Here is a 25,872-nt window from a genome sequence, read left to right as displayed (position 1 = left end):
CGGGGTGCTCAGACGCTGCGGGCGCAGCGGAATCCGGCGTGGCCGCTGGTGCTGTCGGGGGTGTTCGCGGTGCGGGCGGCGACGCGGTAGCGGTTGCAGTACGAGCGGTGGCACAGGTGGGATCCGCCGCGGATGACCTTCGCGGTTCCGGTGGCCGGGCCGGCCGGATCGTCCGGCGGGCGCGGGGCGGGATGGCCGGTGGTCCACCAGTCGGCGCACCACTCCCATACGTTGCCCGAGGTGTTGTACAAGCCGTATCCGTTCGGCTCGAAGGCGTCGACCGGCGCGGTGCCGCGGAAGCCGTCGGCGGCGGTGTTCGTCGTGGGGAAGGTTCCCCGCCAGATGTTGCAGCGGTGGATGCCGTCCGGTTCGAGTTCGTCGCCCCAGGGGTAGCGCTTCTGCTCCAGGCCCCCGCGGGCGGCGTACTCCCACTCGGCCTCGGTCGGCAGACGTTTGCCGGCCCAGGCCGCGTAGGCGGCCGCGTCGTTCCAGGAGACGTGCACGACCGGGTGGTCTCCGCGCCCTTCCAGGGTGCTTCCGGGTCCCTCGGGCCTGTTCCAGACGGCCCCGGACACTCCGCACCACCACGGGGTGCGTTCCGGGCGTGGTGCGCCGCGCCGCAGTGTGGCGGGCAGAAAGCCGGCGAACACGTACGACCAGCCGAAGCGTTCGGCTTCGGTGACATGACCGGTGTCGGCGACGAACCGGGCGAAGGCATCGTTGGTGACGGCGCAGGTGTCGATGAGGAACGGTTTCAGCCGCACCCTCCTGATGGGTCCCTCACCGTCGCCGGGGAAGCCCTCCGAGTCGTCCGTGCCCATGAGGAACTCGCCTCCGGGCAGCTTCACCATTCCGACCGCCGAGGTGTCGTGCCGTGACCTCGGTGCCGAGAGCGGCCGAAGAGGTGCGTCAGGCCGGCCGGGCGGCTGTCCCGGTGCGCAGCAGGCGGCCGGGGTGCTGGGGGCGTACCGTTCCGCCTCCTCTCCCTGAACCGGCGCGAAGGGTCCCTGGTTCATGACAGGGCCTGCTCGCGCCGCTGGTCGAGCTCGGTCTGCAGTCGGACGGTGTCGCGGGCATACGTGTGGTGCAGCAGGGTCAGGAACGCCCCGTTGACCAGCATGAGGATCACCAGGACCCACAGGAAGACGGGCCGCAGCCCGATCGCGTCGCCCAGGAAGCCGGCGCCGAGGCCGAACAGCGCCCAGGCGATCGCCTCGAAGGCGGAGATGTAGAGGGTGAAGGCCGCAGGCCGCAGCTCGGGCGGAACCACAGCCATGATCATCGGCCGGTTGATGCCCGGGTTGACGCCCTGCGCCACGCCCATGAGGCCGAAGAACAGCGCGTACGGCCCGATGCCGCCGTAGTGGAACTGGGTGCCGAAGAAGGCGAGGGCGGCGAAGAGGATCTGGGCCGCCTGGAGCACGCCGGGCAGGCCGTGGCGCGGGCTGAGGCGGGCGGCCCGGTCGGCGGCCAGACCGCCGAGGATCGTTCCGGCGAAATAGCCGATCCCCAGGGGCATGAGGACGACGGACGCGGTCTGGGTGGTGAAGCCGTAGACCTCGACGAGGAAGACCACGGCGAAGGAGAAGACGAGGAGGTGGCCGGAGAGGAGCCGGGAGACGAGGAGGACCACCAGAGTGGGGATCTTCAAGAGGGAGGCGACCTGGCGTCGGTTCACCAGACCGGTGGCGTTCCGGGTGGCGTGGTCGAGGTCGGCGAGCTGCGGCTCGGAGGCGCCCCGGCCCGGGTCGCGCAGGAACCGCCACAGCACCAGGCCGAAGAGGATGCTGAACGCTCCGATCGCCCACAGGCCCCAGCGCCACCCGTCCTCCACGCCCGCCAACTGGCCCTTGAGCGCGGCGAAGACCGACGACGCCAGCGCGGTCGCCCCGAAGAGCATGCCGACGGCCCGGCCGCGGGACGAGCTGTCGAACAGGTCCCCGACGAAGGTGGTGATGATCGGGTGGGCTCCGGCGTATCCCGCGGTGAGCAGGGTCGAGAACAGCAGGAGCTGGGTGAAGTTCTGCGCGAAGCCCGCGGCGATGCCCCATACGCCCCACATGCCGGCGCAGAGGACGAGCACCGCCTTGCGGGACCAGCGCTCTGCGGCCCACACCCACAGCGGTGCGGTGATCACGCCGATCAGCTTGCCCGCGGCGGTCAGGACTCCCAGGGCGCCGAGCGAGAGCCCGAGGGCCTGCCGGATCACCGGGAACAGGCCGCCGATCATGCCGGCCTCGGTGTTGTCGACGAGCATGGCACCGCCCAGGAGCGACAGCTGCCGCCACCGGCCGGGAACTCTGGTGTTCGGGGTCTGTCCGGTCCTGGCGGGATCGTGGATAAGCTCGGGCATGGCGCCTCTTCTCCTCTAGGTGTGTGGTCTCTTTTGCGGGAGATACCGGGGAAATGGGGTGTGTCGGCTGGTGACGGGGCGGCCACCCCGTCACCAGCCATTCCGGTGATGACTCAGAGCGCGGCGAGTTCCTCGGCGACCGCCATGAGCGCGTCGCGGGGCATGGCCCCGGCCGCCACCGCCGCGACGTCGATCAGCGGCATCGGTCCCAGGAGCTGAAGGAGCTCGGAGTCGAAGAGGCCGGGCAGATGCCGGCGCAGTACGACGGAGGTGACCGGGTCGGACATCAGCGTCCGCATCGGTGTCCGGACCGACACCCGCCCCACGGGGAACTCCTCGAGGCGCGGCAACGGCTCCACAGCACGCTCGGCCTGCTCCCGCTGGGCACGTACCAGCAGGTGCTTCTCGGTGACCGGCCCGTCGGCGGGCAGCCCGAGCCTCTCGTACTGGCTCGGCGGCGCGTCACTCTCTCGCAGCAGGCCGACCAGCAGGGAGGCCATGCGCAGCTCGGCCTCGTCGTCGACCAGCGGGGCCTGCTGCTCCGGATCGCTCTCCAGGTCGAACAGGAGAGTGCCGTGCTGATAGGGGTTGAGGAGGCTGCGTCCGGGCGTGCGCAGGGTACGGATGCCCTTGGTGAAGCCGAACGGCTCGGCCAGCTCCGCGTCCACCAGCTCGGCCGGGCTGAACCGGCCGCGCATGTGGGTGGGCATCAGCGTGTGCTCGTACAGCGGGGTGTTGTCGGGTGAGACGGGCGCGCGCATGTACACGTACCGGCCGTCGGTGACGTTGACGTGCCCGCCGTGCGCGCCGAAGAGACCGGCTTCTCGTACGGGAGTGTCGTCGGCGACCGACAGCGGGACGCCCTGCATGTCGGCCGGGCGGTCGACGCCGAAGTACTCCAGGATCGTGGGCGCCAGGTCGATCGTCTGCACGAGCGCCGAGCGCCGCTCGCCCGCCGCCCCCGGATGCCGCGGGTCCCAGGCGAACAGGGGCAGATGGACGAGCTCGTTGTACCAGGGCTGCACCCACTTGGCCCACCATCCCTTCTCGCCCAGCAGGAACCCGTGGTCGGTGTTGACGATGAGCAGGGTGTCGTCCCACAGTTCCAGTTCGTCCATGGTGTCCAGGACGCGGCCGAGCGAGCGGTCGCACATGGACAGCAGCGCCGCGTACTCGAAGCGGGCGTGCGCCACCTGATCGTCGGTCTCGGTCACCCGCTTGTAGTCGGGCCAGTCGAAGTGCGGCCCGTCGTACTCGTGCGGGTAGAGGTCCTTGTACCGCTGGTGGGAGAAGAAGGGCTCGTGCGGGTCGAAGGTCTCGATCTGCACGAACCAGCGGTCGGCGTCCTTGTTGGTACGGATGAACTCCAGGCCGGCGTCGAAGGTCAGCGTCTGCGGGTGCCGGTCCTCCGTCTCCATGTACGAGCGGTTGATCCAGTCCTGCCGGTACGCGGGGGTGCGCATCCGCTTCAGCCCCTCGGGCATCTCGGGGTCCGCGACGTGGCCCTTCCACGGGTCGCCCTCCTGACCGCGGAAGAACTCCCAGGTGTTGTACCGGCCGTGGTAGGTGGCCCCGCCGTCCTCCCAGTAGTGCGGATGGTCGCTCGCGAGATGGGTGTAGACGCCGTTCTGCGAGAGGAGCTCCGGCATCGAGTCGTCGAACGGCTCCAGTGGTCCCCAGCTGCGGTGCAGGAAGTTGTGCCGGCCGGTGTGCAGTTCCCGGCGGGCCGGCATGCAGGGCAGCGAACCCGCGTACGCGTTGTCGTACGTGACCGCTCGTTCGGCGAGGCGCGCGAAGTTGGGCGCGTGCGTCCAGTCGGCTTCGTACGGCGGCAGCATGCGCCGGTTGAGGCTGTCGAACATGACCATGATGGCCTTCATACGGAGGAATCCCCTCTCTCGGTGTCCGGCGTCCGGTGGTGTTCGAGGCGGTGCCGCATGCCCTCCAGCCAGGCCACCCAGGTGTCGACCGCCGATGCGCCGTACGCGTGCAGCTCGTCGAACACCTCCTGTGCCAGCTCCCGGTCCATCTCGGGTGGTTGGCCCTCGAAACGAAGCGTGCGGTCCCGGTCGCGGTTGCGGGCGATCTGGGTGCGCCGGTAGGCGAGTTCGGTGTCGATCAGCTCGATCGCGGCTTGCCGGTCGAGGGGTGCGGTGAAGGCGAACCGGGCCAGGAAGTCCGGGTCCTGGAACCGGCTGGTCGGTTCGTACGGCGAACGCACCCACTCCCACAGCACCTCACGCCCACGCGGGGTGAGGCGGTACACCTTCGCGTCCGGCCGCCCCTCCCGCGGATCGACGTCGAACGCCACCCAGCCGTCGGCCGTCATCCGGCCGAGCAACCGGTAGATCTGGCTGTGATGCGCCCGCGACCGCAGGAACTGCCCCTCCGACTCGGCCCAACGTCCCAGATCGAAACCGCTCCGCGGACGCCCCGCGATCAACGCGAGCAGCACGTACTCGAACTTCACCGACCCACCACCCCTATGTGCAGTGTCACCTATGTGTCTAGTGTTGTAGGGCCTGCAGAGGGAGGCGTCAACGGATCCGGCACGCACTTATCAAGGCCGTATCGAGCCGTTCATGTTCAGAACCGGCCGATCCCGACAGGCCAACGGGCGAACGGAGCCCGCAGATGCCGACACGCGATGAACTGCGAGCGGGAGCCCGTTGGCACATCCCCGACCAGCTCACCTGGCACGTCGCCGGCCCCGTCCCCGGCTTCGTCGTCAGGCACCTCCGGTGTGCCGGGGCGCCCAACGGCTGGGACCCCTCCCAGCCGACACACCGGAGCCTTGTTGTGGATCGTGGACGGCGCACTGATCCCGACACGAGACCGGAAAGCCCGGTGCTCTGTTACGCCAGCAGCATCGATCGTTCGCGACGGTCCATCGGATTCTTGAGTCCTGGTGGCCCTCGCAACACCCCAGCTCCGGGGATGCTGTGGACTTCCCCACTGCGGGCCGAGTCCGGGCCGCCCGGTCACTCCGAGGGTCTCGCTGAAGTCTGCCGGCCGCGGCTCGCGCCAGCGGCTGGGCGACGCGCTGTGCGCCGCTTGGAATGCGTTGCTGAAGTGTGCCGGGCTGCTGAAACCCCATCGAACGGCCACCGCGGCGACGGGGAGGATCTCGTATCCTCCGCCTCGGCCCGTCAGGGCACACGCTGGCCCTGACCGCTCAGCGGTCCGGGCCCCCGGCGTTCCACTGGACCCTGGGTCGGAAGGAACCGTTCCTCCCGTCCACCCGTCATCTCGACGGGCCGCACCCTCACCGAAGTGGCGGCCGCCTTCGCTCTTCACCGTCCAGGACCGAGGAGATCCATGGCCGACACCGTCCACTCGCTGATCAACCGCCTTCACGAGCTGCTCGTGACGCACCTGACCGACGGGGCCGTCGACATCGCCCCGGGCCTCCACGACGTCGTGGATCGGGGCGCGGCGCTCGGAGCCGACGGGGCGTGGATCGCCGCCGGCGCTCACCCGAACCTCAGCGGCATTGCCCTCGTGCAGGGGCAGGCGGACCGGGCGGTCGCCCACCTCGAAGCCGCGGTGGCGGCCGGCTACAACGATTGCCTGGCGCTGCACGCCGGCCCCGTGCTCCCACTGCACCAGGATCCGCGCTTCCGGACCCTCTACCAGCGGATGCGCATCACCGAGGGCGACTTCGAGGAACTGTTCTGGCTGCACCAGGAGATGCGGACCGCGGTGAGGGACGCGCAGGACGCGATGGTCGACAACATCGGCCGCCTCGACACCGGGGTGTCCCCACTCCCACAGGCCCCGCTGCCCACCCGCCTGCCCACCCGCGAGCCGCACACCCAAGGCGTCCTGGCCACCCGCGTCGACCTCGCCGCGCTCCAGACCGCGCTCCAGCGGGCCGCCCTCAAGGCGGAGTTCCAGCGCAGTTCCGGCAACACCAGCCTCGATCTCATCGACGGCTCGTGGGACTACCCCAGGGCCAGGCGCGACGCCTGGCACGCCGACGCGTCGGACACCCGGCGCCAGCGGGCCGCCGAGGCCCGGGCCTTCGTCGAACGCCCCAGCGCCGGGTCGTCCCTCCTCGCCCCCTGCCCTCCGCTGGGCTCAATCACGTACCCGGCCTGATCCCAAGGAGGTCCGGGCTGGACGGAGGAGGGCCAGCACTCGGGGGCCTGCAGGAGAGCCTCCTCCTCCAGGAGACGGAGCCAGACCTCGCTCACCGTCGGGAAGGCGGGCACGGCGTGTCACAGGTGCTCCAGGGGGCCCTCGCCCACGATGGCCACGGTGGCGGTGTGGACGAGTTCGGTCGCCAGGGGGCCGGTGAGCGTGCAGCCGACGACGACTCCCCGGGTCTCGTCGACGACGAGCTCGGCGAGGCCGCGGTAGTCGTCCGCGTGGAGCGCGGCGCCGGCGACGTCGTCGATGCGGTACTCCACCGCTCGTACCAGCGAGCCCCGCTTCGCGTGCCGCGCGTTCCGTGAGACCGACGCTCACGACCTCGGGACGGGTGAAGACGGCCTGGGGGACGGCAATGTGGTCGGCCTCCTCGCTCCACGGCTGTCGGCCGCCAGTGACGGCCGGGCGCCCTGCTGCCCGCTCGGCGATCGCCGCCGCGCAGGCACGGGCCTGGTACTTGGCCATGTGGGTCAGCGGGGCACAGTGGTTCACGTCGCCGACGGCGTAGAGCCAGTCGCCTGCGTGCTCGGTGACGCGGCAGGTGTCCTCGACCGCGAGCCAGTCGCCGGCCGGCAGTCCGACGGCCTCCAGGCCGAGGTCCGCCGTGCGCGGGGGCCGGCCGACGGCGACCAGTAACCCCACGAAGGGCCGCCGCAGCAGCGGAGACGCTGCCAGGAAGCTCGTCTCCTACCGCAAGTGACGCGGAGACATCACCCTGGATCGCAGGTGACCGGTCCGAGCCGCCGGGACTGATTGTCGGTGAACTCACTCCTTCCGGTAACGGCGACCGCCTCACCGTCACGGCACTCCCCCCAGCACGGTTACGTGGAAGCACTCATTGAGCCAGGCCCGGGACCGACGGGCCGCACGAGACAGGTGACGGACATGCGTACTGAGGCCGCCAAGCGGGTCGAGCTGGTCTTCTCCCTCTTCGACGCCAACGGCAACGGAGTCATCGACTCCGGCGACTTCGACCTCATGACGGGACGCGTTCTGGAGGCGGCGGTCGCATCGGACGCCGGCGCCAAGGAGGCCATCCGGACCGCGTTCCGCCGCTGGTGGACGACGCTGGCCACCGAGCTGGACGCCAACGGTGACGGCGTGATCAGCGTCGACGAGTTCCGCCCCTTCGTACTCGACCCCAAGCGTTTCGGCCCCACGGTCACCGAGTTCGCCGCGGCTCTCTCCGCACTCGGCGACCCGGACGGGGACGGCCTGATCGAGCGCCCGCTCTTCGTGTCGCTGATGACGGCGATCGGCTTCGAGGAGGCGAACATCCACGCGCTCTTCGACGCCTTCGACCCGGACGCCGAGGATCGCATCAGCGTGGCCACGTGGGCCGCCGGCATCGAGGACTACTACGCACCGGACCTGGCCGGGATTCCCGGCGACCGGCTGGTGGGTGCCCCGGCCATGTGACACGACCGGGTCGCGATCGTCCCGGGGCGGCGTCGGCCGCCCCGGGACACCGTCGGCCCGAAGGACGTCACGGCCCGGGCTTGTGGGCGAAGACCCACCGGTTCCCTTCCAAGGCGTCGTTCGGCTCGGGGAGGGGGCCGCGTCCGTGTCGGCGGGTGAAGTCAAAGGGCGTGCGCATCGACGTGGACCAGCCCTTGGCCGTCAGGTGAGCCGCCGAGTCGGGGCGCGGTCCCAGGTCGAAGAGGTCGAGCAGGTCGATGCCGATCTGTTCCCGAGTGGCCGTGTAGATCGCGCTGTCGCGGTACGCCAGCAGGTCCTTCTCCAGCTTGGCCTCGAAGGCCAGGGCGCCGCCCACGGTGGTCAGCCGGTCCACCGCGTCGATGAGGTACGTCTCGGCGGGGCTCGGCAGGTAGAAGAGCAGCCCCTCGGCCAGCCAGACGCTCGGTACGGCCGGGTCGAAGTCGGTGGAGGTCAGCGCGGTGACCCAGTCCGCGCGCAGGTCGACCGGTACGGGGACGCGCTTCACCCTCGGCGCGGCCGACAGGTCCGAGAGCACCTGGTGCTTGAAGGCCAGCACACCCGCCCTGTCGATCTCGAAGACCACGCAGTCGGACGGAAGGTCCAGCCGGAAGGCACGCGTGTCCAGCCCCGCGCCCAGCAGGACCACTTGACGGACACCGTCGAGGACCGACCCGAGGACGAAGTCGTCGAGGACCCGGGTCCGCAGCCCGAAGTAGCGGGCGAACCTGCCCCACAGCGGGTTGTCGTCCCCCTCCGGGACCTGCCCGATCCGTACCGGCCAGTCCGCGCACGCCGGGGCCGCGCGTACGAAGTGTTCGGCATGGACGTCCTGGGCCAGGCTGTCGTGACGGTGGGTCTCGATCGCCCGGGCCGCGGCGACCAGGAGGGCGGTCAGCCCCACACCTCCGTCCACGCCTTCCGCATCGGCCTGCCGAGTCGACGTGGCGGCCGTGTCTCCTCCGGTGGCGGAAGGGGAGGACTCCCTGGTGGTGAAGGCTTCGCTCATCGGTCTCTTCTTTCCGGCAGCAGGACGGGTTTGACCACGCGGCCGGCGTCGCAGTCGCGTTCGGCCTCGTTGATGTCGGCCAGCGGGTAGGTGCGGATCAGCTGGTCGAAGGGGAAGCGGCCGGCCTGCCACAGGCCGGTCAGCCGGGGTATCAGCAGTCCGGGTACCGCGTCGCCTTCGCAGATGTGGCGGATGCCGCGGCCCCGGTCGAGGGTGCCGGGTTCGAGCGGTAGCGGGGTGTGGAGGCGTGCCACGAGGCCGAGGGTGCCGGTGGGGCGCAGTGCGTGGAGCGCGTCGTTGATGAGCGGGGCCGAGGCTGTGGTGTCCAGGGCGTACTGGGCTCCGCCGTCGGTCAGTCGGCGGATCCGCTCGGGCAGTCCGTGCGATCCGGCGGACAGCGGGGTCGCACCGAACCGTTCGGCCAGGTCCAGCCGCTCGGGATGCCGGTCGACGGCCACGGTCCGCATGCCGGCGGCAGTGGCCGCCATCACGGCGGCGAGGCCCACCGCTCCCGCGCCGAGGACCGCGAGGGTGTCGCCGGGTCCTGCGGCGAAGGTGTTCAGTACGGCTCCTGCACCGGTGAGGAAGCCGCAGCCGAGGGGCCCGAGCAGTTCGAGCGGCAGGGCGGGGTCGACCCGGACGGCGTTGCGGGCCGGGACGAGCGCGTACGCGGCGAAGGAGGACTGGCCGAACCAGCGGGGAGCCAACGCCTTTCCGGCCGCGTCGGTGAGGCGCGTTGGTTCCTCCTCGCGCCCGCCGAAGAGGTTGAGGGAGGCGAAGGAGTCACAGTAGGCGGGGGCGGCGGCGCGGCAGTTCCGGCAGTGTCCGCAGGAGTCGAAGCTCAGCACGACGTGGTCGCCGACGCCGAGCGCGATGCCGGGGCCGCCGCCCGTCGCCACCACGACCCCGGATCCCTCGTGGCCGAGGACCGCAGGTAGCGGGCTGCGGCCGGCCGATCGCCGTACCGCGAGGTCGGTACGGCACATCCCGGCTCCCGCGATCTCGACCAGGACCTCGCTGGGGCCGGGCTCCGTACGAAGGGCCACCTCCTCCACCGTGAACGGGTCCTCGTACGAGCGCAGTACGGCCGCCCGGAACCTCCTCGTCACGCTTCCTCCTCCTGCGGGCGGTGCACGACGAACGGCCTGAGGTTGCCGTAGAGGCCCCACGGTCCGCCCGCGACACCGACGCCGCTGCCCTTGACGCCCGCGAAGGGCTGGGCGAGGGAGAGTTCGGCGTGGTGGTTGATCCAGGCCGTGCCGCATTCGAGCCGGTCGGCCACTGCCTCGGCCCGGTCGAGATCGGTGCCCCACACGGATCCACCCAGTCCGAAGCCGGTGCCGTTGGCCGCGTCGACAGCCTCGTGGAGGTCCCGGTACGGCAGGACCGGCAGGACCGGTCCGAACTGTTCCTCGGTCACCACCGGGCTGTCGGGCGGGACGTCGGTGAGGATCGTGGGAGCGAAGAAGTAGCCCGCTCCGTCGAGTCGGTGACCGCCGGCCGCGGCCCGGGCGCCGGCCGCCAGGGCCTGTCGCGTGACCTGCTCGACCCGGGCCAGCTGGGGTGCGTTGTTGACCGGACCGATCCGGGTGTCCGGGTCGAGTCCGGATCCGACCGCGACGGCCTTCGCGCGCTGGGCGAGGGCTTCGACGACCTCGGTGTGGAGCCGGGCGGGGGCGTAGACGCGTTTGACCGCCATGCAGACCTGCCCGCAGTTGCGGAACGCGGCCCAGAACAGCCGGTCCGCGATCCGGTCCACGTCGACGTCGTCCAGGAGGACGGCGGCGTCGTTGCCGCCCAGTTCCAGGGTGACCCGGGCGAGCGAGGCCGACGCGGCCTCGGCGACGGCCCGACCGGTGGGCACCGAGCCGGTGAAGGTGACGTGACGGATGCCGGGGTGGGCGGAGAGACGGGCACCGAGGGGTTCGCGACCGGTGACGACGCTCAGGACGTCCTCGGGCAGGACGGAGGCGAGGACGGAGCCGAGCAGCCGGGTGGCGAGCGGGGTGTGCGGGGACGGTTTGAGGACCACGGTGTTGCCGGCCGCGAGCGCGGGCGCAAACTTCGCCGCCGCGAGCTGGAGCGGGAAGTTCCACGGCACGATCGCGGCGACGGGCCCGACGGGCAGCCAGCGGACCTCGCTGTGCACGGGTCGACCGTCGTCGATCTGGCGGGTCCTGGGGGCCAGGTCTGCGAAGTAGCGCAGCCGGGCCACCGTACGGACGATTTCGGCGCACGACTCGGCCAGGGGCTTGCCCTGTTCCCGTGTGAGGAGTCGGGCGAGGTCGTCGCCGGCTGTTTCCACGGCGTCGGCAGCGGCCCGCAGGGCGGTAGTGCGGACCGCGGGGTCGGTGCGCCAGACGTGCCAGGCCCGGTGGGCCCGGGCGACCACGTCGTCCAGCTCGTCCGGCCGCTGGTCGGGGGCCTCGTCGAAGGCCTTCCCGGTGGCCGGGTCGAGGACGGCGAGGCGTGCGGCACGACGCCCAGGTACGCGGCCGGCTTCTGGTGTCGGCATCCCGGTGGTCAGTTCACGGCCGAGGTGCCGACAGCGTGCTCTCGGGCCTGCCGGTCCATCTCCGCCCGGAAGGCGGCGACCAGATGCGGCTGGATCCTCCCGGCATTGCGGTCCCCGCCCGCGCAGACCGCTCCCCGCACGCCCACGATGTCCGTGCCGATGCGGGTCAGCGGACCGAGATCGGCCTGCTTGACGCTGCCCGCGAGGGCGGCGAGCAGACCGGAGGCGTGGGCGCGCCGGACGAACTCGGCGCAGGCGTCGGGCGGGACGTGTTCGAAGAGCCGCGTGCCGTCCTTGATCGCGGTGTCCAACATGGCCGCGTCGGCACCGGCGCGGGCGGCGATGTCGGGCAGGGCGAGCGGGTTGACGCAGCCGATGCGGTGGGCGTCGGCGTAGCCCGAGGCGACGACGAGCGCTTCGGGGCGATGGTCCTTCACCGCGCGGACGACCGCCCTCATGACCTCGACGCCCTGCTCGGGAGTCGTGCATCCGTACAGGCCGACCTTGATGTACGTGGCGCCGGAGACGACCGCGCCGAGCGCGGCTTGCGCCACCGTGCCAGGCTTGTACGGCACGTCCCCCACGGTGGCGGACACCGGCTTGTCCGCCGGCACCGCGTCGCGGATCTCCCGGATGACCCAGGGGAAGTTGGCGCCCAGCGAGCCCTCGTCGGGCTTCTTGACATCGACGATGTCGAGGTGTTCCGCGGCCTTCGCACAGTCGAGGGCTTCCTCGACACCGTCCGGGGAGATGAGAAGCAACACCGTGAGCTCCTTCCGCCCGCATGTCCACCTGGCCGAGGACAGGGGTGCGGATCACCTGGTTCATGTGCGGTGCGCTCATCCTTCCGTCGCCCCTTGGGCATCGGTAGGGCGCGCGTGGCTCCCCTGAGGCTCGTGAAGGCACGCGCATCACGCGATGTGCACCGGGCGTGCACCGGCGTCCGCCGCACCCCGCCAACCGCCCCCGATGCGCACTTGTGTACTCCGGTGTCTCCGTCTGCTTCCTGCCCGGTCACCAGGCACGCATGATCCCGCAGGTGGCACGCTCCCGTCCCGCGGGAATCCGAAGAGGCCGGTGATCGCGCCAAGATCCGGACCATTCCCGGACCAGCCTCTTCGTCCAAACCGTCAGTTGCACCGTTCTCGCTGGTGAGCATGGATGCGACTGCTGCACCACCAGCAGACGAAGAACCTGCTGGTCTCGTACTCGCCGAAGAAGCTCGGGTTCTTCTAGGGGCACGAAAAGAGGCGCCTGACCTGCCCTTCTGCCCGCCAGGCGCCTCTCACTCGCCCCGCTCAGGGAGGGATCGCGTTTACACCGAAGCTCCCACTTCGTCTCACCGGTATCCCGCTCCTGGCCAGCTCTTCCGGACCAGTCACGGACCAAAACCCCGGTTCACCTCCCCGGGCGTCTCGCCCCGGCTGACACGATCCCACTCGTCCATGGACTGCTCGATGAGACGGTTCGCCTGCTCTCGAACGCCGTTCAGGAACTTGGTGTAGAAGCGGAAGAGGACCTCGATGCTCTGACCGGCTCTGCGAGCGCATTCAGCCGGGTCCAGACCGGAGTACGGCCAAAAGGAGATGCCGGCATGGCGAAGGCCGTAGGGCCGCTCGGCCAGGCCTGAGGCAAGTTCCACACGCGTCAAGGCATGCTTCCTCGCCCGCACCCACGTCAGACCGCAAGCCGATGCCTCCACATGGTTCGCTTCCCGGTTCCGGAACAGCGGAGGCGCTCAGCGTGCTCGACCCGCTGCTGCCGCTGTTGGTGTTCGCCGTGCTCCCCGCCGGCGTCGGCGCGATGCTCACCGCCCGTGTCGACTACGAGATCCACTACGCGAACATCGCCGACCGCAACAGCAGGTGTGCACCTCGGGGCAGGGGTGTCCGCTGACCCGAGGTGCGCCGAGGTGCCGGTCGGGCGGGCGTCAGCCCTGGCAGACGCCGCGCGTGTAGTCGTACGTCGCCGTCGCCTGCGAGTACTTCCACTGCGGCGCGAGCAGCCCGTCCGCCAGCCGGTGTGCGGCGGCGGGGCTTTCGATCACGTAGCCGAAGTCCTGGAGCCAGGAGGGGTACAGGTTCTTAGAGCCGATGTAGAAGGCCGAGTCGTCCACCGAGATCAGCTTGTGGTGCTGGGCGTACGGCTTGCCGTCCGCCCACGTCGGCTTGTCGGAGGCGCGGAAGGTCGCGAGCTGCAGGTTCTGGCACATCGCGGCCCTTGCCTTCGGCTCGTCACCGGTCAGGGCCGTGAGGCGGCCGCGCAGGGCGTCGCTCACCTCGGACAGCGACTTGATCTGCGAGTAGCCGCCGCTGCCGATGGTGCCCCGGTTGGCCGGGTCGCTGACGACGATGCGCACCTTCACACCGGCGGCGAGTTTCGCGGCGAGGGTGTCGTAGAGCCGGATGTCGTAGCGGGGCAGGGGCGGGCAGGTCGCGTTCAGGTCCTGCTGCGAGATCTCGACGTGCTCGGTCGCGCTCGCGACGAGGGCCCGCAGGGCGCTCTCCTCCGGGTTGACCGTGTCGTAGTCGCGGTGGGCGTTGGTGTGGTCGTGCACGCCGAATCCGCAGGTGGTGTCGGAGGCCGTCGGCAGGACGGGCCGGAACGACGAGGACGGGTCGCTCTGTCGGATCCCGATGCCGAGGCCGCCGACCGCGAGGGCGGGGATGTCGCCGCCGGTGGGCGGAGCGGCGGGCCGGGGCAGGGTGGGCAGGCAGCCCGCGCCGTTGGAGGAGGCGAACCAGACGGCGGTCCAGTTGTTCTTGTTGCGACAGGTCCAGTCCCACAGCGTGTCGAGGTAGCGTCCGGCGGAGCCCGCCGCCGGGCCGGACAGCGCGAGGTCGACGTCGTTCACCGGGTGGGTGGTGTCGAGGTAGTCGTCCTTCCAGCTGTTGATGCCGCCGGTGATCACCGAGTTCCCGTCCACCACCACCAGCTTGGAGTGGTTCCAGGAGAAGCCGGTCTTCGACGTCGTCATCGAGGCCACGTCGAGAGTGACGCTCGCGGCCGCCGGACCGAGCTTGTCCACCAGCTCGTCGCGGTAGGTGGACGGAACCACGTTGGCGTGGTAGATAGGTGCGGCGCCGACCAGGATGCGAACCTGAAGCCGGTTGCCCTTCTGCGCGGCCTCCTTCAGGCCGGCCACGATCGCCTCCTGGAAGGCTCCGTCAGGGAACGGGGCCAGAGTGGATATGTCCACGCTGTACCGGGCGTTCGCGATGTCCTCGCGCACCTTCTCCAGCAGGCGCCGGGAGCCTGAGCGGTCGGCGCAGGTGGGATCGCCCCAGCAGCCCGGGGTCTGGAGCAGCCAGTCGGAGGCGCCGGGGGTGGAGGCACCCAGCGTGTTCCCCGTCGTGCGCTCCCAGACGGAGCCCTCCAGGCCCGGAGAGACCTGACGCAGGGACTTCTCCACCGCGTCCAGGTGCGGAGTGGGCGCGTCGGCGAACGCCGGGGCAGCGGACAGCAGGAGGGCGGAGAGGGCCAGTGGAAGGGCCGTCGTGCGGATGGTGCGGGCCAATGCGGTTCCTTGCTTTTTTTGGGGGGGGGTGGCTCGGGCCGAGGGCTCCGCGGAGGGGTCATCGGCCTTGATCAACTCACGTAAGTTACCAGCGCGTATCTCCTGGTTCCCCCCAACCACGCTGCTTTCAGCCGTAATCGCGCCCTGTACCGTCGTCGAGGCTTCTCAGCCATGGCCTGGCGTAGCCCCCGATGGGGACAGTCCGACCGCGTCCGACAAGACGTGCGTCGTGGAACCCGGCTTGCCCCGGTCCACAGGGCTCGGACTTGCGAGTTCGCCCCCCTTTTCTTCGCCTCACGTGTGCGGAGTCGAGCACGACACGGGAGCGACCGTCGCTTCGGGACCGGCCACGAAGTGGAGCCGGCGATCGTTTCGTTGAGTCTCACCACTCGCGAGCGACCAGGTGATCGTAAAGTCGCCGCAAACCCCTGGGGTCACGGTGACGTACAGGAGTACGGTTCCGGCGCTCGGCAGTAGGAGATCGCGTGCAGCCGCAGGGGCAGTGCGCCTTACGTCGAAGAAGCCGGAGACAGTCCATGCGTGAGTATTCCGCACGGCGCAGATCGCGCCGCGGAGCGGAACGCGGCGGCAGAACGGCGCTCGCCGTCGTCGCCGCCGCATTCCTGATAGCGGGGGCGGGACCCGTCGCCGCGTACGGGGAGGGCGACCCGGGCTCCAGCCGCCACGAGGAGGCGGGTGAGGAGTCCCATGAACTGATGGAATCCCTCGACTCGTTCAACGAGCCGAGGCTCTCCCCCGCCGACCAGGTCGCGCCGGGCGCGTACGCCGGTGCCTGGTCGCACATCAGGAGCATGCCCGTCAGGGCCGGGAGCTGGTCCGAGGTCACCACCTCCCCCTACAACGAGGACGCGCTGCACTACCGTGACCAGTCGGCATCCAACTCCGGTGCCGGTACAGGCCGTTCGGCGGGTCGGATCGCCGCCCTGGCCACCGATCCGACGCACCGCGGCGTGGTCTACGCCGGCGCGGCCGGCGGTGGCGTGTTCCGTTCCACCGACGACGGCAAGACGTGGACGCCGATAGCCGACCGGCTGCCCGCGCTGTCCGTGGGCGCCCTCGCGGTCGCGCCGGACGGCGCGCTGTGGCTGGCGACCGGCGAGGCCACCACCGCGTCCGACAACTACCTGGGCAGCGGCGTGTACCGGCTCGCCGACCCGGTCACCGGCACCTTCGGCGAGAACGACAAGGTGGGCGGTACGGAGCTGGACTCGTCCTCCGTCCACACGCTCACCTTCGACAAAGCCGCCGGATACGTCTTCGCGGCCTCCTCGCACGGCGTCTTCCGGCGCCCGCTCGCCGCTGGGCAGTCCGCCGCCTGGACGAAGGTCCTCGCGCCCTGCGCGGGCGTCGGCATCAGCGGCGTCGGCTGCGGGGTGGACGCGCACTACGCGGACATCGCCGACGACATCGCCGTACAGCCTGGCACCGACGGCAGGAAACTGCTGGCGAACGTGGCCTGGCGCGGCGGCGCCGACTACAACGGCTTCTACTACTCCTCCGACGCGGGCACCACCTGGAAGCGCGCCAACCCGACGGGCGCGATCAACCCCGCCGAGATCGGCAACGCCGCCTTCGCGTACGCAGCGGACGGCAGCAAGCTGTACGTGTCGATGGAGTCGCCCAAGCTCCTCAACAAGTCCACCGGCTCCGGCGTCTACTCCGTCCTGGCCGGGGTGTACGTGAGCGGGAGCGGCGACGCGAACGGGCCGTTCAAGCAGATCGCGACCTCGTCGGCGCTGTCGGCATCCGGCTCCGCGATGAAGCTCACGGAGATCGGCTCCGGCTACCAGCCAGGCTCCCAGGCCTGGTACGACCAGGTCATCGCGGTCGACCCGAGCAACCCGAACCACGTCTACCTGGGCCTTGAGGAGATGTTCGAGTCCCGGGACGGCGGCGCCACCTGGAAGGCGATCGGGCGTTACTGGAACTTCGGCATGCCCTGCTTCTCGTACGACGCGGCCGCGAACTCCTGCGACGGCGACGTGATGCACTCCGACCAGCACGCCCTCGCCTTCTCGCAGTGGCAGGGCGGCACCCCGCAGGTGTACGTCGGCAACGACGGCGGAGCCTACGCCCGGCCCACCACGCAGACCTCCGACGGCTGGCGCAACCTCAACGAGTCCGGCACCCTGCGCAACCTCCAGTACTACTCGGTACGCGCGGGGAATCTGCCCGACGGCAGCGGCGAGGCGGTCTGGGGCGGCCTGCAGGACAACGGCGTCTCCCTGCTCGCGCCCAAGGGCGCCACGTACCAGGGGCAGCAGCTCAACCCGAACGGCGAGATGGTCGCGCCGTTCGGCGGTGACGGCGGCGACCAGCTGGTCAACCCTGACAACGGCTGCCAGACGGTCGGCGAGTACGTCGACCTCGCCCTGCAGATCACCGACAACTGCGGCTTCACGGCGAGCGACAACGGCGCCGAGGACGTGATCACGGACATCGCGCCGGGCGACCCGGGTGCCCGCTTCATCGCCCCGTTCGCCGCGGACGAGACCGACCCGAACGGCCTGTGGGTCGCGGGCGGCCAGTACGTCTGGGGCAACACGAAGACCTGGCAGAGCACCTCCGGCGCCGACTGGACCCAGCTGTACGACCTGGGTGCCGGCCGCTCCGCCTCGGCGGTCGCCAGCCGCCACCACGTCACCTGGGCGGCCTGGTGCGGCCCCTGTTCCAAGACCGACGGCACCTTCGGACGCGGAATCGCCACCAACTACGGTGGCACCTGGCACCAGGTGGATCTGCCCGCCGCCTTCCCGAACCGCTACATCTCCGGCGTGACCATCGACCCGTCCGACGCCTCCGGCAAGACGGTGTACGCGATCGTCAACGGCTTCTCCCGGCACTGGAACGAGGGCCCCGGCGCCGGCTACGGCCACGTCTGGAAGACCGCGGACGGTGGCGCGACCTGGACGGACATCAGCGGCGACACCACCGCCGCGGACTCCTTCCCGGACGCCCCGGCCAACTCGGCCCTGGTCACCAAGGACGGCACCCTCGTCGTCGCCACCGACCTGGGCGTCTTCACCAGCTCCACGGTCGGCACCGGCCACTGGGCGCGCCTGGGCACCAACCTGCCCACCTCGCCGGCGGTCTACCTCTCGCCGAGCCCGGACGGCAGCCAGCTGTATGTGGCCACGCACGGCCGCGGCATCTGGCGGACGCCGACGCCGTAACGCCCGCTGCTCCCGCCTTGTAGGAGCGAGGCCCCCGGGATCCGCCTTCGGGTTCCGGGGGCCTCCGCCGTTCCGCGGCGCACGGTGGCCGGGCCCGGCCTGCGCCCCGGACTCCAGGTCGCGGAGGGCACGGGCGGAGTGGGTGGTGTCAGGACGCCGGACTCCGTGTGCGACGCCGCGGAGAAGGCGTCCGCGACCGTGAGGGCGGCGTCGTCGTCGAACTCCCCCAGGGTGCTGACCACGTGGCGGATGCCGTCGAGTGGGAAGGCCGTCGCCACTGCCAGACGGATGCCTACGACTGGAACGAGTCGATACGGGTCGATTCGGTACGGACGGCTCGACCTTCCCGGCAGGCCCACCGGCGTCTACGCCTGCCTGCGGCCCGAGATCATCGACGCGAAGAGGGGCACGGAGGCCGGCAGGCCCAAGCCGCTGCGCCTGGCCTGGCACAACCTCGTCACGCAGACCCAGACCCGGACCAACTCCAGGACCTCAAGGTCGGCGTCGAGCATCCGCGGGCCTGGAAGCGCATCGCGCCGGTCACCGATCTCGACTGGACGACCCGTCTCGGCGCGTTCTTCGGCCGGATGACGCCCGGCGGGACGAAGATCTTCCCGCTCGCGAGGAGGCGCTCGCCCGGGTCGCCGGCCGAGCGCCCGGCCAGGGCCTGGACGCCCGGTCGGCTAGAGGCCGGGCGCGTTCAAGGTGTTGAGGTACCAGAAGGCCGCCGAGTACCAGAGCAGTGCGATCGTCAGGACCAGGGCGCCGCCGGCCACGGGCAGGACCCAGCCGGGCAGCCGGCGGTGGCGGACGACGATCACCTTGGCGACGAAGGCTCCGTAGAGGAAGCAGCCGCTCAGCGAGTGCAGGGCGGTGCGGGCGTCGGTCAGCTCCACCCCGTAGCCGACCAGGCAGTGCCGGGCGATCGGCAGGGAGATCAGGAAGGCCGCGAGGCCGACGAGTCGGTGGATCCGCCCGACCGGCTGTGGCGCCGTCCCCAGGCCGGGCAGCCGGCCGTACAGCCAGAGCGCGAGCAGCAGCTGGATCAGCGCGAGGCCGAGGAGAGCGGTACCGAGCTCGGCCTTCAGCTGCTGGGCGTCACCGAAGCGGGTGCCGAAGAGGCTGGTGGCGTAGGACGGAGTGTGCGCGCGTCCGAACCAGTACACGCCGACCACCGTCGCGACCGGCAGAAGCGCCCAGAGCGCGACCCGTACCGCCCGCCCGCGCCGCGTCCCTCCTCGCATCGGGCGTTCGTCGCCGGCCATGCGGATCAGTCGCCCTCGACCTTGTCGCCGGCCGGGTTGACCACGTACCACTTGGCGCCGAAGGCGCTGGATTCCTCGCCGTTGGTGTCTCCCTGGGCTTTGTCGCCCTCGAAGGAGTACAACGGGTGGCCGTTGTAGACGATCTGGGTCTTGCCGTCGGTGCGTGTGGTGGTGGACAGCTTGGCCTGGTCGGCGCCCTTGACGGCGGTGGGAGCGCCCGTGGTGAGGGCGGGTGGCCAGGCCGTGGCGCAGGCGTCGTAGCAGGTGGAGGTGGACGAGGTGTCCTTCTCGAAGAGGTAGAGGGTCTTGCCCTGGGAGTCGATCAGGATGTCGCCGAACTTGCCGACGGATGCCACCGCGACGCTCGCCCCTCCGCCCGCACCGGCGGAGGCGCTGGGCGAGGCGCTCGCGGACGTCATCGCCGACTGCGTGGCCGCGGGGGACGAGCTGGCCTGACCGGTGGTCTTCGTGCTGCTGGAGCAGCCGCCACACACCGCGGTGCACAGGGTGACGGCGCCGAGCGAGATGGCTGCGAGGCCGCGCTGATGCATGGTGTTCTCCGACGGATCGGGAGCTTCCTGTCCCCCTCACTAGGGCCGGTGCCGCCCGGCGCGGCCACGGCGGCGCGCCGCGGGGTCAGCGCGACGGGGGACGCGGTTGAGACCGTCTGGGCGATGGCGTGTGCCGGATGGACGGGCACGGCTGCCGGGCTCCCGGCGGACGCGGGCCCCGCGGCATCGACGGGATCAACGCCGCGGAGCGCGGGTGACGATCAGCAACACCACGGCGAGCACCTGAACGGAGACGACCACGGTGATCAGCAGGGGAACCGAGTAGCCGTACAAGCCGCCGATCAGTGCACCGCCGGCAAGGCGATCAGAACGCGGGGGCCGTGGCGGTCGTACAGCCATCCGGTGGCCATCGCCGCCGCGTACAGCAACGGCACCCAAGCGACGAGCAGCAGGTGCCGTTGAACCAGGTGGAAGGAGAGGACGCCGAAGGTGGCGAGCCCGGTCGTGGTGGTGGCCGTGAACACGGCGTACGTCCAGAACGCCCTCGGCAGACGTCGGTCCCCCGCCTGACGATCCGACGCCGGTACGGCCGTGGCGGCCGCCTCGCGCTCGTAGGCTTCCGGCTCCGACACCCGTGCCCGCAGCCGGTACAGGAGCCACGGCACCGCGAGGCCGGGCAGGGCGAGCACGCCGAGCGCCGGACCGTAATCGCCGCCGGTCAGCGCCATCACTCCGGCCACGAGCAGGGGACCGATCAGGGCGCCGACCTGGTCCATCGCCTCGTGCACGGCGAAGCCCCGCCCCCGTCCCGTCGCCGCCGCGGCGTGGGACAAGAGGGTGTCCTTCGCCGGGGAGCGGATGGCCTTGCCGACCCTCTCGGCGATCACGAAGGCACACGCCACCCACAGCACCCCGGCCGCGCCCAGGAGCGGCACGGAGGCGACGGTCAGGGCGTATCCGGCGATGGTCAGGCCCCAGAAGCGGCGGGTGCGGTCCGCCAGCGGGCCCGACACCAGCCGCAGCCCGAGCGCCGCCGCCTCACCGGCGCCCGTGACCACACCGACGACCAGCGCCGAGGCCCCCAGCGACGCCAGCAGCGGCCCGGTGACCGAGCGGGCCCCTCGTACACGATGTCGGCGAGCAGACTGACCGTGCCGCACATGCAACCGAAGAACGCCTCCAGATGAGGGCCGCGCCCGCGCTGCTGAGCAACTGCCGCGAGGAGCCGCGCAACCTGTGCCGGATTGGGGAACGGCAGCCGGGTCAACCTCCCTCGTTGACCGCCGGAGCGTTCCACCGAAGAGGCCATTGAGGGGGTTCTCCGCGAAGCATCCTTTCCCCACTGAGCCTCTTTCATCCTGTGCTGGAGGGCGAAATGGGCTGATCAGTGGGTGTGGTGACGAGGCAGGGCCCCTCGTCACTGGCGTGGTGATTCCACTCAACACGCCGGCGACCGAAGGGGCCCCGTTGGTTCCGTACCCTGCCACGCTCGACGTCCCGCATAAGCTCGTCGAGCATGTCGCCTGGCTGCTGTACGAGCACCGCCGGGCCCGCAACACACGTTGGCGCAAGCTCGGTTGATTCGACCAGGCACTTCTCACACTGGTGCACCTGCGGAAGAACGAGACGTTCTCGCAGCTCGGAGCCGGGTTCGGGATATCCCAGGCCACCGCCTGGCGGTACGTCGACGAGACCTTGGACGTGCAGGTCATCGCCCGCCCCGACGGCACACCGCTGTGGTTCTCCCGTGCGACGCCAGGCCGCACCCACGACCTGACCGCGGCCCGGGCCCACGGCATCGTCCAGGCCTGTCCCACCCGGCAGATCCTCGTCCTCGCCGACCGCGCCTACCAGGGCGCCGACGCCACCTTCCGCACCCCGTACTACCACCACCGCGAACAACCCCCGCATCACCAGCAGTTCAACCGCGATCACGCCCGACTGCGGGCCCCCGGCGAACGCGCCTTCGCCCTGCTGAAGTCCTGGCGGCCACTCCGGCGGGCCCGATGCTCCACCCGCCGCGTCAGCACCATCATCCAAGCCATCCACACGCTGCTGACCTGCAACTATCCAGGATGAAAGAGGTTCACTGCCGTATTGAGCACTTCATTGAAGGCAGCCCTCTTGCGCCGTGCCGTCTTGGCCGCAGCGGCCTTTCCGTCCAGCTTGCGGCACAGGGCGTCAAGCGCCCGTCGCAGCACATCGGCTTCCGCGAGATCGACGACAGGCAAGGAGTTCCGCTTCATCCAATCCAGGGCCTTCCGCCACTCCTCCGTCGGCTTCTCAGCCCATGCGATCTTGTTGAACGCCCACGAGTGCAAGGCGCGCCGCAGCACCCGCGGCTCCGAGTAGGTTGCACTCGGGGGCACCAGGGCAGTCGCGATGGTGGCCAATGCACCGGCCAGGGAGCGGCGAGTGCTCCCCGGCGTGCGGTCCCATCGCTGATCGACGTACTCGTGGGCGAGGTCGTACCACGTCGTCCGCTGCTTGATAGCTCGCAGCTCGGACACCGGCAAACCCGTGTGCAAGTCGAACAGCTCGCCCTCACGCGCCGCGGTCACAAGCTTCGCTCGCCTGCTCTCAGCGAGCGCGGCCGTCATAAAGGATCCTGACTTCTCGCGCCCATCGACCGTCCACCGGACCATAAACGGCTTGCGCCGGTCGGGGCGCTCCCGTGTGTCCCAGAAGCGGACGTCATAACTCAGCGCCATTTGTCAGGATCCCTTTCACACACCTCCCACCAGGCGTCCAAATCTGCACGACGACACCGATCGCGCCGCCGCGCGAGCGGCAGGGTGAGCCGGGCTGTGCGTCGCACTTCGGGCAGGCGTGCTGTTCGACGTCGTCGGCGTCCGACCGGTCGGAGGGGGAGGGCTCCTGAGTGTCCGTCATAGGTCCGGATTTCGCACATTGCAAGTCTCAGAAGGGGCCCCGCCCCACTCTTGAGCGAGAACGGGTTCTGAGAACTGATCGGGGGTCAGGCAGGGTCGACGACCTGCTCTTGATCTTGCTCGCACAGAGGGCCGTTTCTGATGCGTTCGAGTGAGTGATCCACCTGCGGGCTGCTCGGCACTCTGTGTATCCGATTGCATTCTCTGTGTGATCAGGCCAGTTCGGCGGTCACGCCTAGGGAAGGAAACCATGTTCAAGACCATCAAGGCGCGCCGGGGAATCGTCGGGACGGCTGCCGCGCTGAGCCTCCTGGCCGCGGGAGCGGTCGCGGGCGTCGCCATCGCGGATGACGCGGCCGTGACGGCCAAGGCCCCGTACGCGATGGCGTCCGCTCAGATCAACGCGGACGGAACCCGCGCACAGTCCAAGGGAATCAAGTCGTCCACAAAGGCCGGCACGGGCATCTACTGCGTGACGTTCGACGACGCCACCAGGATCGACGTGAGCCGCAGTACCCCGGTCGCCACCCTCATCACGACCGGCGGCCCGGAGTACGCGATCAACCTGCGCACCACCCCGTCGCCTGAATGCGGCGACGCGGCAGACACGTTGACCGTCTACACCGGCGAGCGCAATCTGATGGCCGACGCACCTTTCATGCTGCTCGTCCCCTGACCTTCCCGCCTCGAATCCGGGAGGCGGGACCACCCGCTCGCCGGGATGACCCGGCCGCCCCCGTACACGGGTGACGCGGCCGAGAAGAAGGAAGACCCCCCATGTCTCACAGCATCACCGGGCGCGCCCGCGCCATCGCCCTGACCGTCGCCGCCCTGGTGTCGGTCCCCGTCCTGGCCAGTACGGCAGTGGCGGCGCCCGCTGACATGTACGCCCCCTACGCCCGCGCCGCCGCCAAGGTCTCAGCCGGCGGCACCCTCACCGACAGCAAGAACGTCACCTCCGTCAGTCGGCCTCGGGCAGGCGTCTACTGCGTCAAGATCACCGACCCGGACATCGACCTGCGCAAGGCCGCCGTCTTGGCCACCGTCAACGGCATCAAGATCAGGATGATCAGCGTCAACAACGCCCCGGACCCCGCCTGCGGCAACGCCGCCGACGCCGTCACGGTGTACACGTTCTACGCGGACGGGACATCCAGCGACGCCCCGTTCACGCTGACCGTTCAGTAGCTGCGAACCCCGAACCTTCGCCGCGACCTGGCCAGAGAGCCGGGCCCGCGGCGAAGGGCTCTACGATGTCACCTCATCTGGCTCGGAGGGCTGTTGGACGCAGAAGGGCTCGTTGAGCGGCCGCTGCCGGACCAGCTGCGGCAACTGCGGCAACTGCGGCAGCGTCTGGAACCGGCAGCCGGCATCACCAGTCTGCGCCGACTCCGGAGATCAATGCTCACACCCGGCTTCCGGGGCTGGGCTGGACGGCAGTGCAGGTCGCGGAGTGGAGCCTGCAGAGGGACGGCTACCTCCAGACAGCAACCGGCGGTCACGGCCGAGAGCGTGCCAACGCCCACTGATGGCTGTGTGCCTACGGCATCGACCGGGAACCCGGGGAATCCGACTCCGAACGCTCTAGGGCAGAGAACACCTGGTCGAATGAAGTAGTCGAAGTTTCACCGATGGCTCAGGGCCCGGTCGGCGATTGTGGCGCCAGACCCGCCACCGGTTCACGGTGGCCTCACCTTTGGGATGTGCAGCATGGCCAGCTGGATCTACGAAGACCGCGGGACTCCGGAGGATGCCCTCCTGATCGGCGCCATCAAGGTGTCCCCCGATCCGCCGGCGCCGGGCAGGGACTTGGTCGTCCAGGTCCGAGGCGACCTCCAGAAGCTCCTCGACGACGAGGCGTACGTCGAGATCACGATGAAGCTCGGACTGATCAAGCTCCTCCAGAAGCGGAACACCTTGAAGGAGTTCTTCGCCGAGTGGGGTGCGTCGGTGCCGTCGGAGACGGGACCGTTCACCCTCGAATTCTCCAAGGCACTGCCGAGGGAGATTCCGAGCGCCACGTTCACGATTCGGCTCGATGCCTACACCGGGGGCGAGGAGGACGTCTTCTGCCTGGAGTTCAAGGTCAACTTCAAGACGTCCTGACCCGCAAGGGCGCCCATCCGGGTGCCGCGGGAGGCAGATCCCCCGTATGACCCCTCCCCGTTGACGGGCCGTCTAGCGTCGTCTCCGTCGGGATCAGCGGTGAGTGACGCCAAGCTGCCCCGGCAGCCTCGGAGCTGTGAGCAGTGGTCTGCACCCTTCCGCGGGTTCGGTGACCGAGCCTCGATGCCAAGGACCCACACACGCATCGCAGAGATTCCCCGTCGAACATGAGCCGGCGGGGAATCTGCTGTTGAGAGACTTGCTAAGACCGTGTCCTATGTGGTGAGGCGGCCGTTGAGGTCGTCATGGGGCGGGGTACGTGGAGTTGGATGGTTCCGGACGGCCTGTGGGAGATCGCGAAGCCACTGATCCCACCGTCCAGGGTGCGGCCGCAGGGCGGCGGGACACAGGACACGCCTGATGAGACGCTGTTCGCCGCGATCATCTACGTGCTGGTATCCGGCTGCGCCTGGCGGGCTCTGCCGCCGTGCTTCGGGATATCGAAGTCCACGGCCCACCGTCGGTTCCTGATCTGGTCGCGGGCCGGCGCGTGGGGCCGGTTGCACGAAGAGAACCTGCACCGCCTCGAGGACGCCGGCCTGCTCGACCTGTCCCGCGCGGTCCTCGACTCCGCCCACGTGCGGGCGAAAAAGGGGGCGAACTCACCGGCCCGAGCCCCGCGGACCGGGCCAAACGGGTTCCAAGATGCACGTCCTGTCGGACGCGAACGGACTGCCCCGCGTCGTCGGTCTCTCCGCGGCCGACGTCCACGACAGCCAGGCCCTGAAGCTCTGGTTCGCCGGCTACGCATCCGGTGGGAGACCCGCGCCTGCACCACCACGCCTTCCTCACCCTCGGCTGCATGATCATCTGCTGGCGACGCCCCAGAAACACGTCACGCGGAAGCTGAAGCGAAAGGAT

The 25,872-nt window shown here is 70.2% G+C and carries 23 protein-coding genes and 3 pseudogenes; 9 read left to right on the top strand and 17 right to left on the bottom strand.

Annotation, left to right across the window (positions count from 1 at the left end):
- Positions 1–8: 8 nt before the first annotated feature.
- The 4 genes from ACN9M0_RS35890 to ACN9M0_RS35875 all read right to left on the bottom strand — a co-directional run bounded on the left by ACN9M0_RS35890 (position 9) and on the right by ACN9M0_RS35875 (position 4,823).
- A complete protein-coding gene (locus tag ACN9M0_RS35890) occupies positions 9–851 on the bottom strand; it encodes a formylglycine-generating enzyme family protein (RefSeq protein WP_426404952.1) in 843 nt (280 codons plus the stop codon).
- Between the two features lie 161 nt (positions 852–1,012).
- Positions 1,013–2,353: an MFS transporter gene (locus ACN9M0_RS35885; RefSeq protein WP_426404951.1), complete on the bottom strand. Its 1,341-nt coding sequence runs from the start codon at positions 2,351–2,353 to the stop codon at positions 1,013–1,015.
- 113 nt (positions 2,354–2,466) lie between these two features.
- On the bottom strand, positions 2,467–4,233 hold the full coding sequence (locus ACN9M0_RS35880; RefSeq protein ID WP_426404950.1) for a sulfatase: 1,767 nt from the start codon (positions 4,231–4,233) through the stop codon (positions 2,467–2,469).
- Positions 4,230–4,823, bottom strand: coding sequence for a PadR family transcriptional regulator (locus ACN9M0_RS35875; RefSeq protein WP_426404949.1), 594 nt, complete (start codon positions 4,821–4,823; stop codon positions 4,230–4,232). Before ACN9M0_RS35875 ends, ACN9M0_RS35880 begins: the two co-directional genes overlap by 4 nt.
- 848 nt (positions 4,824–5,671) lie before the next feature.
- Between ACN9M0_RS35875 and ACN9M0_RS35870 the strand changes: the two genes are divergently transcribed.
- Entirely contained in the window at positions 5,672–6,454 is a 783-nt protein-coding gene (locus ACN9M0_RS35870) for a hypothetical protein (protein WP_426404948.1), read from the top strand.
- Between the two features lie 119 nt (positions 6,455–6,573).
- Here the strand turns inward: ACN9M0_RS35870 and ACN9M0_RS35865 are convergent, their stop codons facing one another.
- Positions 6,574–6,765, bottom strand: coding sequence for a hypothetical protein (locus ACN9M0_RS35865; RefSeq protein ID WP_426404947.1), 192 nt, complete (start codon positions 6,763–6,765; stop codon positions 6,574–6,576).
- Positions 6,766–7,390: 625 nt separating this feature from the next.
- Between ACN9M0_RS35865 and ACN9M0_RS35860 the strand changes: the two genes are divergently transcribed.
- Positions 7,391–7,924 carry an EF-hand domain-containing protein gene (locus tag ACN9M0_RS35860; RefSeq protein WP_366042106.1) on the top strand — a complete coding sequence of 178 codons (534 nt, stop codon included), beginning with the start codon at positions 7,391–7,393 and terminating at the stop codon, positions 7,922–7,924.
- Between the two features lie 67 nt (positions 7,925–7,991).
- Here ACN9M0_RS35860 and ACN9M0_RS35855 read toward each other — a convergent pair whose 3' ends face one another.
- The 5 genes from ACN9M0_RS35855 to ACN9M0_RS35835 all read right to left on the bottom strand — a co-directional run bounded on the left by ACN9M0_RS35855 (position 7,992) and on the right by ACN9M0_RS35835 (position 13,117).
- Positions 7,992–8,951: an SAM-dependent methyltransferase gene (locus tag ACN9M0_RS35855; protein WP_426404946.1), complete on the bottom strand. Its 960-nt coding sequence runs from the start codon at positions 8,949–8,951 to the stop codon at positions 7,992–7,994.
- Complete coding sequence (locus ACN9M0_RS35850; protein ID WP_426404945.1) at positions 8,948–10,060, bottom strand: NAD(P)-dependent alcohol dehydrogenase; 1,113 nt, start codon at positions 10,058–10,060, stop codon at positions 8,948–8,950. Before ACN9M0_RS35850 ends, ACN9M0_RS35855 begins: the two co-directional genes overlap by 4 nt.
- The gene (locus ACN9M0_RS35845) at positions 10,057–11,466 is read right to left on the bottom strand and encodes an aldehyde dehydrogenase family protein (RefSeq protein ID WP_426404944.1); all 1,410 of its coding nucleotides are present in this window, start codon (positions 11,464–11,466) and stop codon (positions 10,057–10,059) included. Before ACN9M0_RS35845 ends, ACN9M0_RS35850 begins: the two co-directional genes overlap by 4 nt.
- Before the next feature lie 8 nt (positions 11,467–11,474).
- Positions 11,475–12,230, bottom strand: a complete 756-nt coding sequence (locus ACN9M0_RS35840; protein ID WP_366042101.1) for a (5-formylfuran-3-yl)methyl phosphate synthase — start codon at positions 12,228–12,230, stop codon at positions 11,475–11,477.
- Positions 12,231–12,844: 614 nt separating this feature from the next.
- Positions 12,845–13,117, bottom strand: coding sequence for a hypothetical protein (locus ACN9M0_RS35835; RefSeq protein WP_366042100.1), 273 nt, complete (start codon positions 13,115–13,117; stop codon positions 12,845–12,847).
- 92 nt (positions 13,118–13,209) lie between these two features.
- On the opposite strand from ACN9M0_RS35835, the gene ACN9M0_RS35830 reads away from it, so the two are divergent.
- Positions 13,210–13,362, top strand: a complete 153-nt coding sequence (locus tag ACN9M0_RS35830) for a hypothetical protein (protein ID WP_366042099.1) — start codon at positions 13,210–13,212, stop codon at positions 13,360–13,362.
- Between the two features lie 34 nt (positions 13,363–13,396).
- On the opposite strand, the gene ACN9M0_RS35825 is transcribed toward ACN9M0_RS35830, so the two are convergent.
- The gene (locus tag ACN9M0_RS35825; RefSeq protein ID WP_426404943.1) at positions 13,397–14,983 is read right to left on the bottom strand and encodes a phospholipase D-like domain-containing protein; all 1,587 of its coding nucleotides are present in this window, start codon (positions 14,981–14,983) and stop codon (positions 13,397–13,399) included.
- Positions 14,984–15,181: 198 nt separating this feature from the next.
- A pseudogene (locus tag ACN9M0_RS35820) lies at positions 15,182–15,308 on the bottom strand (IS5/IS1182 family transposase); the annotation flags it as partial.
- A gap of 211 nt (positions 15,309–15,519) precedes the next feature.
- Between ACN9M0_RS35820 and ACN9M0_RS35815 the strand changes: the two are divergent.
- The gene (locus ACN9M0_RS35815; RefSeq protein WP_366042097.1) at positions 15,520–18,177 is read left to right on the top strand and encodes a WD40/YVTN/BNR-like repeat-containing protein; all 2,658 of its coding nucleotides are present in this window, start codon (positions 15,520–15,522) and stop codon (positions 18,175–18,177) included.
- A gap of 683 nt (positions 18,178–18,860) precedes the next feature.
- Here the strand turns inward: ACN9M0_RS35815 and ACN9M0_RS35810 are convergent.
- From ACN9M0_RS35810 to ACN9M0_RS35800, 3 genes are all read right to left on the bottom strand, one after another.
- Positions 18,861–19,442, bottom strand: coding sequence for a DUF6529 family protein (locus ACN9M0_RS35810; protein WP_426404942.1), 582 nt, complete (start codon positions 19,440–19,442; stop codon positions 18,861–18,863).
- Positions 19,443–19,447: 5 nt separating this feature from the next.
- Positions 19,448–19,993 carry a COG4315 family predicted lipoprotein gene (locus ACN9M0_RS35805; RefSeq protein ID WP_366042094.1) on the bottom strand — a complete coding sequence of 182 codons (546 nt, stop codon included), beginning with the start codon at positions 19,991–19,993 and terminating at the stop codon, positions 19,448–19,450.
- 302 nt (positions 19,994–20,295) lie between these two features.
- On the bottom strand, positions 20,296–21,012 hold the full coding sequence (locus ACN9M0_RS35800) for an MFS transporter (protein WP_366042093.1): 717 nt from the start codon (positions 21,010–21,012) through the stop codon (positions 20,296–20,298).
- A gap of 367 nt (positions 21,013–21,379) precedes the next feature.
- Between ACN9M0_RS35800 and ACN9M0_RS35795 the strand changes: the two are divergent.
- Positions 21,380–22,033: pseudogene (locus ACN9M0_RS35795) on the top strand (transposase family protein).
- Here the strand turns inward: ACN9M0_RS35795 and ACN9M0_RS35790 are convergent.
- Both ACN9M0_RS35790 and ACN9M0_RS35785 read right to left on the bottom strand, forming a co-directional pair.
- Complete coding sequence (locus tag ACN9M0_RS35790) at positions 22,021–22,665, bottom strand: hypothetical protein (protein WP_366042092.1); 645 nt, start codon at positions 22,663–22,665, stop codon at positions 22,021–22,023. The pseudogene ACN9M0_RS35795 and the gene ACN9M0_RS35790 overlap by 13 nt on opposite strands.
- Positions 22,649–22,846: a zinc finger domain-containing protein gene (locus ACN9M0_RS35785; protein ID WP_426404941.1), complete on the bottom strand. Its 198-nt coding sequence runs from the start codon at positions 22,844–22,846 to the stop codon at positions 22,649–22,651. Before ACN9M0_RS35785 ends, ACN9M0_RS35790 begins: the two co-directional genes overlap by 17 nt.
- A gap of 249 nt (positions 22,847–23,095) precedes the next feature.
- Between ACN9M0_RS35785 and ACN9M0_RS35780 the strand changes: the two genes are divergently transcribed.
- The 4 genes and pseudogenes from ACN9M0_RS35780 to ACN9M0_RS35765 form a co-directional block, all read left to right on the top strand.
- Positions 23,096–23,521: a hypothetical protein gene (locus ACN9M0_RS35780; protein ID WP_366042091.1), complete on the top strand. Its 426-nt coding sequence runs from the start codon at positions 23,096–23,098 to the stop codon at positions 23,519–23,521.
- A gap of 101 nt (positions 23,522–23,622) precedes the next feature.
- Positions 23,623–24,033 carry a hypothetical protein gene (locus ACN9M0_RS35775; protein ID WP_366042090.1) on the top strand — a complete coding sequence of 137 codons (411 nt, stop codon included), beginning with the start codon at positions 23,623–23,625 and terminating at the stop codon, positions 24,031–24,033.
- Positions 24,034–24,555: 522 nt separating this feature from the next.
- Positions 24,556–24,951, top strand: a complete 396-nt coding sequence (locus ACN9M0_RS35770; protein WP_366042089.1) for an ML domain-containing protein — start codon at positions 24,556–24,558, stop codon at positions 24,949–24,951.
- A gap of 305 nt (positions 24,952–25,256) precedes the next feature.
- Positions 25,257–25,776, top strand: a pseudogene (locus ACN9M0_RS35765) (IS5 family transposase); the annotation flags it as partial.
- Between the last annotated feature and the right edge of the window lie 96 nt (positions 25,777–25,872).

This window comes from Streptomyces sp. R-07 (genome assembly GCF_049913175.1).
Taxonomy (GTDB): Bacteria; Actinomycetota; Actinomycetes; order Streptomycetales; family Streptomycetaceae; genus Streptomyces.
The sequence above is the reverse complement of the archived record's forward strand: the minus strand, read 5'-3'. Positions and strand labels throughout refer to the sequence as shown.

Excerpts from the sequence above, each read along its gene's own strand:
- ACN9M0_RS35890 (WP_426404952.1), bottom strand. The coding sequence starts at position 851 with ATGGTGAAGCTGCCCGGAGGCGAGTTCCTCATGGGCACGGACGACTCG.
- ACN9M0_RS35885 (WP_426404951.1), bottom strand. The coding sequence starts at position 2,353 with ATGCCCGAGCTTATCCACGATCCCGCCAGGACCGGACAGACCCCGAAC.
- ACN9M0_RS35880 (WP_426404950.1), bottom strand. The coding sequence starts at position 4,233 with ATGAAGGCCATCATGGTCATGTTCGACAGCCTCAACCGGCGCATGCTG.
- ACN9M0_RS35870 (WP_426404948.1), top strand. The coding sequence starts at position 5,672 with ATGGCCGACACCGTCCACTCGCTGATCAACCGCCTTCACGAGCTGCTC.
- ACN9M0_RS35860 (WP_366042106.1), top strand. The coding sequence starts at position 7,391 with ATGCGTACTGAGGCCGCCAAGCGGGTCGAGCTGGTCTTCTCCCTCTTC.
- ACN9M0_RS35855 (WP_426404946.1), bottom strand. The coding sequence starts at position 8,951 with ATGAGCGAAGCCTTCACCACCAGGGAGTCCTCCCCTTCCGCCACCGGA.
- ACN9M0_RS35845 (WP_426404944.1), bottom strand. The coding sequence starts at position 11,466 with ATGCCGACACCAGAAGCCGGCCGCGTACCTGGGCGTCGTGCCGCACGC.
- ACN9M0_RS35815 (WP_366042097.1), top strand. The coding sequence starts at position 15,520 with ATGCGTGAGTATTCCGCACGGCGCAGATCGCGCCGCGGAGCGGAACGC.
- ACN9M0_RS35810 (WP_426404942.1), bottom strand. The coding sequence starts at position 19,442 with ATGGCCGGCGACGAACGCCCGATGCGAGGAGGGACGCGGCGCGGGCGG.
- ACN9M0_RS35805 (WP_366042094.1), bottom strand. The coding sequence starts at position 19,993 with ATGCATCAGCGCGGCCTCGCAGCCATCTCGCTCGGCGCCGTCACCCTG.
- ACN9M0_RS35790 (WP_366042092.1), bottom strand. The coding sequence starts at position 22,665 with ATGGCGCTGAGTTATGACGTCCGCTTCTGGGACACACGGGAGCGCCCC.
- ACN9M0_RS35785 (WP_426404941.1), bottom strand. The coding sequence starts at position 22,846 with ATGACGGACACTCAGGAGCCCTCCCCCTCCGACCGGTCGGACGCCGAC.
- ACN9M0_RS35780 (WP_366042091.1), top strand. The coding sequence starts at position 23,096 with ATGTTCAAGACCATCAAGGCGCGCCGGGGAATCGTCGGGACGGCTGCC.
- ACN9M0_RS35775 (WP_366042090.1), top strand. The coding sequence starts at position 23,623 with ATGTCTCACAGCATCACCGGGCGCGCCCGCGCCATCGCCCTGACCGTC.
- ACN9M0_RS35770 (WP_366042089.1), top strand. The coding sequence starts at position 24,556 with ATGGCCAGCTGGATCTACGAAGACCGCGGGACTCCGGAGGATGCCCTC.